The 5,493-nt window shown below is 58.1% G+C and carries 6 protein-coding genes and 1 pseudogene; 4 read left to right on the top strand and 3 right to left on the bottom strand.

Translation table 11 applies throughout. The features are described from left to right. The first annotated feature begins 231 nt into the window (after nt 1-231). Nucleotides 232-909 (top strand): dienelactone hydrolase family protein, encoded by a 678-nt coding sequence (locus ACIQ5B_RS10065; protein ID WP_397598902.1) that lies wholly within the window; start codon nt 232-234, stop codon nt 907-909. Between the two features lie 20 nt (nt 910-929). Next, nucleotides 930-1,469 (top strand): annotated as a pseudogene (locus ACIQ5B_RS10060) (methylated-DNA--[protein]-cysteine S-methyltransferase); the annotation flags it as partial. A 15-nt stretch (nt 1,470-1,484) separates the two neighbouring features. On the opposite strand, the gene truA reads toward ACIQ5B_RS10060, so the two are convergent. Further along, nucleotides 1,485-2,225, bottom strand: a complete 741-nt coding sequence (truA, locus tag ACIQ5B_RS10055) for a tRNA pseudouridine(38-40) synthase TruA (RefSeq protein WP_397598901.1) — start codon at nt 2,223-2,225, stop codon at nt 1,485-1,487. Then, on the bottom strand, nt 2,222-3,127 hold the full coding sequence (fmt, locus tag ACIQ5B_RS10050) for a methionyl-tRNA formyltransferase (RefSeq protein WP_397598900.1): 906 nt from the start codon (nt 3,125-3,127) through the stop codon (nt 2,222-2,224). The genes truA and fmt overlap by 4 nt, the downstream gene beginning before the upstream one ends. A gap of 42 nt (nt 3,128-3,169) precedes the next feature. On the opposite strand from fmt, the gene recR reads away from it, so the two are divergent. Further along, on the top strand, nt 3,170-3,766 hold the full coding sequence (gene recR, locus ACIQ5B_RS10045; RefSeq protein WP_397598899.1) for a recombination mediator RecR: 597 nt from the start codon (nt 3,170-3,172) through the stop codon (nt 3,764-3,766). A gap of 31 nt (nt 3,767-3,797) precedes the next feature. Next, nucleotides 3,798-4,355, top strand: a complete 558-nt coding sequence (gene def, locus ACIQ5B_RS10040; protein WP_397598898.1) for a peptide deformylase — start codon at nt 3,798-3,800, stop codon at nt 4,353-4,355. 41 nt (nt 4,356-4,396) lie between these two features. On the opposite strand, the gene ACIQ5B_RS10035 is transcribed toward def, so the two are convergent. Beyond that, nucleotides 4,397-5,493, bottom strand: a 1,097-nt coding sequence (locus ACIQ5B_RS10035) for a penicillin-binding protein activator (protein ID WP_397598897.1), incomplete at its 5' end; no start/stop codon positions are given.

Genomic DNA, 5,493 nt, shown 5'->3' with positions numbered 1-5,493 from the left:
ATTATCCACGCGTTGAAGTCCTTAAATGTACAACTGATGTATTTGCTGAACCAGCCGAAAGGTTGCCCTGTCTCTAGCGTCGCCGCGCGCCTAGCAGGGCTTTTGTTGCGATGCAAGATTGGGAATTAAGTTCATTGCATACTGTCGCGGCCATAAACTTGTTCTGTTGGTGCAAACTGGCGTTGCACGGCAATCGAAAACACGTGAAATGCGGCATGAGAGGATACAGATATGGGTGAAATGATTCGGATGACAATGGCGGATGGCGCGGAGATTGCCGTTTATCATGCCATGCCAGACGGTGAGCGGCGCGGTGGCCTTGTGCTCGTGCAGGAAATCTTTGGCGTGACGGACCATATCCGTGAGCTGTGCGACGAATATGCCGCAGATGGCTATGAAGTTTTGTCACCGGCTATTTTTGATCGCGAGCATCCGGGTTTTGAGGCGGACTATACCGACCCCGATTATAATCGCGCGGTCGAACTGGCCCGCGATCTCCATCCCTTTGCACAGTCGTTGGATGACGCGCAGGTCTGTATTGATGCGTTGAAGGACAAAGGCCCGGTTTTCATCACCGGCTATTGCTATGGCGGGTCGGTGGCTTGGGCACTTGCCGGCATCAGCGATGATCTTGCGGCCGCCAGTTGCTATTATGGCAGTCTCGTGCCGACAATATATGCGGACCAGACACCCAAATGTGCCACAATCGCGCATTTCGGCAGATATGACCATGGCATCCCTATGGAGGGTGTGGAGGCGCTTATCGATAAAGCGCACCCTACCGCGCAGATATTTGTATATGACGCCAACCATGGGTTCAATTCGGACCGGCGCAAAGACTATCATGAAGACAGCGCCGATCTGGCGCGGGAGCGGACCTTGGCGTTGTTCCGCGCATGTGGCGGCTAGACTGGATCGCAAAGGGGCTTTTAGGCATGACACCAAGCGCGTGGAAAAATGGTGGTGCAGGGGTGGCAATCCGCTGGGCGGTGATTGATACCGCGCTGGGCAAGATGCTACTGGCCGCGACCGATAAAGGCATCTGTCGCCTGTCATTTGATGAAGATGAAGCCGCACTGCAACACCGCTTTCCAAAAGCAGATATCATTGCCGGGGGCAGTGCGCTCGACCATCTGGTATCGGGCGCCATTGCGGCGATAGAGAACCCTGCACACATGCCAGACGTGCCGCTGGACGTGGCGGGCACGGCATTTCAACAGGCTGTCTGGAACGAGCTGAAGCGCATTCCGGCCGGTGAAACACGGACATATACAGATATCGCCGCTGCGGTGGGCAGCCCCAATGCCGTGCGTGCGGCGGGAAGTGCCAATGGCGCGAATAACGTCGCGGTGCTTATCCCCTGCCACCGGGTTATCCGCAGCGACGGTTCGCTTGGTGGTTATGCATATGGCCTGGAGCGCAAACAGGCCTTGCTGGACAAAGAACGCGCGCAAGACCGTTTATTGTAATCCGCGCCTGTTGGCTTAAGGATAGATTGCTCGCACAAAATACAGGCCTTCGGGCGGCGCATTTTCCGCTAAGGCAGAGCGGTCTGCCGCATCAAGCGCAGCCTGCAAATCGTCGGCGGTCCATCGGCCAAGCCCCACGGCCACAAGGCAACCGACCATCGACCGCACCTGGTGATGCAGGAACGACAAGGCCGCCGCCTCGACGATCACATGCTGCCCTTCGCGGCGGACGTTCAATCGTTCGAGCGACTTGACCGGGCTTGCCGATTGGCATGCCGTCGACCGGAAGGTCGTGAAATCATGCACGCCCACCAAAATTTGCGCCGCTGCGTGCATTGCGTCGGCATCAAGGTGCGGACCAACGCGCCACACACGGCCCTTTTCCAAAGTGAGCGAGGCGCGGCGATTGAGAATGCGATATTGGTAGGACCGGCCAATGCAGCTGTAACGCGCATGCCAGTCATCGGCGACTTCCTCGCAATGTAATATCGCGATGGGGTGGGGCCGCAAATGGGCGTTGATGGCTTCCATCAATCGGAACGATGAAAGCCCTTTTTCGACATCGACATGTGCGCGCATGCCCAAGGCGTGGACGCCGGCATCGGTGCGGCCTGCGCTATAGACCAACGTCTTTTCGCCAGTGGTTTTGAATATAGCCTCTTCGATGGCGCCTTGGACCGAAGGGCCATGGTCCTGCCATTGCCAGCCCATATATGGGCCGCCGTCAAATTCGATGGTGAGGGCAAAGCGAGTCATTGCAGAATTGTGCCCGCTGGTATTGCCTTGCCACGCAGCAAGTCTGCAGTTGGCATTGCGGGTTTACCGGCACGTTGGATAAGGGTGGGACGGATCGCGTCAACGCCGCAGGCGATGGTCAGCCGGTCGTCCGAAATTGTGCCGGCTGTGCTGGTGCCAGCAACGATGTCGGCGGCAAGCACACGATATCGCTCGCCTTCAAATTCGAACCATGCACCCGGCGCGGGGTTATATGCGCGTATCTGTCGTTCGGCCGCTTCGGCGGACATTGAAAAATCCAATTTGGTTTCTGCCTTGTCGATTTTGGCGGCATAGGTCACGCCATCTTCCGGTTGCGGCACACAAGGATGTGCGTCGAGGTCCGATAATACCCGCACCATTAACTCTGCGCCAAGCTCGGCCAACTCGCGCGTCAGCATGCCCGTGGTCTTGTGCCCGATTTCGATTTCGGTTGTTGCACGTACTGGGCCGGTATCGAGGCCTGCCTCCATTTGCATGACCATGACGCCCGTTGTGGCGTCGCCCGCCAGAATAGCCCGCTGAACCGGCGCAGCACCGCGCCAGCGCGGCAGCAGCGATCCGTGAATATTCAGGCAGCCATGGCGTGGCGCGTCCAAGATCGATTTGGGCAGGATCAGGCCATATGCCGCGACAATTGCGGCGTCGAGGTCAAGCGCTGCAAATTCCGCTGCGGCATCGTCCTGTCGCAGCGACAGCGGCGTGCGTATATGCAAACCCAGTTCTTCGGCGCGCTGTTGCACGGCGGACGGCGTAAGCTTTTTACCGCGGTTGGCGGGGCGGGGTGGCTGCGAATATACGGCAACCACATCATGCCCAGCGGCAACCAGCGCGTCGAGCGCGGGCACGGCAAATTCGGGTGTTCCCATGAAGGCAAGACGCATCGTCACTTTTCCTTTGTTCGAAAGCCCCCTAAGACCCGCAGCATGGCATCGCAAGAAATAGACGCATTGGCACAGGCATTGTCGAAATTGCCCGGACTTGGCCCACGCTCGGCACGGCGGGTTGTGCTACACCTTATGAAAAAGCGTGAAAGCGTGTTGATACCGCTTTTGCGCGCGTTGGAGCAGGTCGAACAACGGCTGGTCGTCTGCAGCACCTGCGGGAATATCGATACCGGCAACCCCTGCGGCATTTGCGTCGATCCGCGCCGCGACATCCGTTCCATCTGTGTTGTCGAAGACGTATCCGATTTGTGGGCGCTGGATCGTTCGCGGTTATTTCCCGGAAAATATCATGTCCTGGGTGGCCGTTTATCCGCATTGGATGGCGTTCGGCCGGAGGATTTGAACATCGAAGGCTTGGTTACCCGCGTTGCCGCGGGCGGCGTTGATGAAGTCGTCTTGGCCATGAATGCCACGCTGGAGGGGCAGACAACCGCGCATTATCTCGCGGAACGGCTTGAACAATTTCCGATACGCTTGACCCAATTGGCGCATGGCGTGCCTGTGGGCGGAGAGCTTGATTATCTGGACGATGGCACGTTAGCACAAGCATTGCGCGCCAGACGCCCAGTCGGTTGATTTATCTTACGACCGTCCCTATCTGCGACCCATGGCGATATTACCTATTCTTGAAGTGCCCGATCCGCGGCTGAAAACCATTTCGACTCCCGTCGAGACATTTGACGCGGATTTGAAAACGCTGGTCGATGACATGACCGAAACGATGTACGCCGCGCCCGGTATCGGGCTGGCCGCTATTCAGGTCGGGGTTCCCAAGCGCCTGTTGGTCATCGATTTGCAGGAAGAAGAAAGCGAAGGGGGCGCACCCGTGCGCAACCCACGGGTATTTGTGAATCCGGAAATATTGGATCCGTCGGACGAACACAGCCTGTATAATGAAGGCTGCCTTTCGGTGCCTGACCAATATGCAGAGGTCGAACGCCCCGCGCAAATCCGTGCACGCTGGCAGGACCTTGATGGCAAATTTCATGAAGAGACAATGACGGGCCTAATGGCGACCTGTCTCCAGCACGAGATGGACCATCTCGAGGGCATTTTGTTCATTGACCACCTGTCGCGGCTAAAGCGTCAGATGGTGCTCAAGAAAATCGAGAAAGCCCGCAAAATGGGCGGCGGCCATGTTCATAATGAGCATTGCCGCCACTAAATTGCGTTCACCGGACAAGCCGCCGCGCTTGCTGCGCTGCGTTATTTTACAAATTGCGTCGGTGCGGGGCTGATTGTCACGAACTTGCCCGACTGAATTTCCTGCACTTCAAGCATGCGCTCGGTGAGGCCATTGGGCATGAAGCGGAATGCGCCATCAACGCCGATGAAGCCTTGCGGATCGGTCAGCTGCGCAACGGGAAATTTCGTCCCCGGACGCCAGTCACGTGCGACCCGCGCGATCAAAAGCACCGAATCATAGCCAAGGCTGGAAAGGCGCAGTGGCGCCTTGCCAAAGCGCGCCCGATATTTGGCGGCATATTGCGTATAAAGCGTGTCGGAGACGCTGGCAAACCAGCCGCCATACATGGCAGCGTTACCCGCCAAAGATCCATCGATATTCCACAAATCGGTGCCGAGAATTTTTGCATTGCGCATCCCGTTGCGCCGAAGCGCTGGGACCAATACAACGCCTGCACGGCCGCTATCGGCAATCAGGACAGCATCAATCTGCCCCAATTTTGCCAACCGGCGTGCAGCGGCATCCGCGGACGCTGTCGTTCCATCGGACTCTTCAATGGCAACAAGCGTACCGCCCGCGCTGCGCACTGCAGAGGTCAGGTTCGATTGCGCGCGCTGCCCATATACGTTGGTCGAAACGACGCCTGCAAAGCGGTTATAGCCTTGCGAACGGGCGTAGCGGACAACGCGGTCGATGGATTGATTGGGCAAATGGCCAAGCAAGAATACATTTTGTCCGGCAACGCCGACATCGTTGGAAAAGCTGATGATGGGCACAGCTGAGGTGCGCGCGACTGCGGCGGCCTCCACAACATCATCACCACGCAGCGGACCCAATATGACCTTGTTCCCATCGGCGACCGCGCGCTTTGCAGCTGCGGCGACGCCGGTGCTGGTGTCATAGGTGATCATGCGGATGTTGGTCGCTTTGGTGTCGGCCAGCGCAAGCGCGGTCGCGTTGGCGATGGATTGGCCAACGTCGGCGTCTGGACCCGTTACCGGCAGCAGCAGCGCAACGCGGTGCATACCGTCCAGCGGGTCTTCGGACACCACAGGGGGTGGCCCTTTGCCCCCACGCGGGGCGGTGGCGCAGGCCGCGAGCAAAATGACCGAGGCCA

The organism is Sphingorhabdus sp., assembly GCF_044374345.1.
GTDB lineage: Bacteria > Pseudomonadota > Alphaproteobacteria > Sphingomonadales > Sphingomonadaceae > Sphingorhabdus_B.
This window is presented reverse-complemented; position numbering and strand designations above follow the sequence as displayed.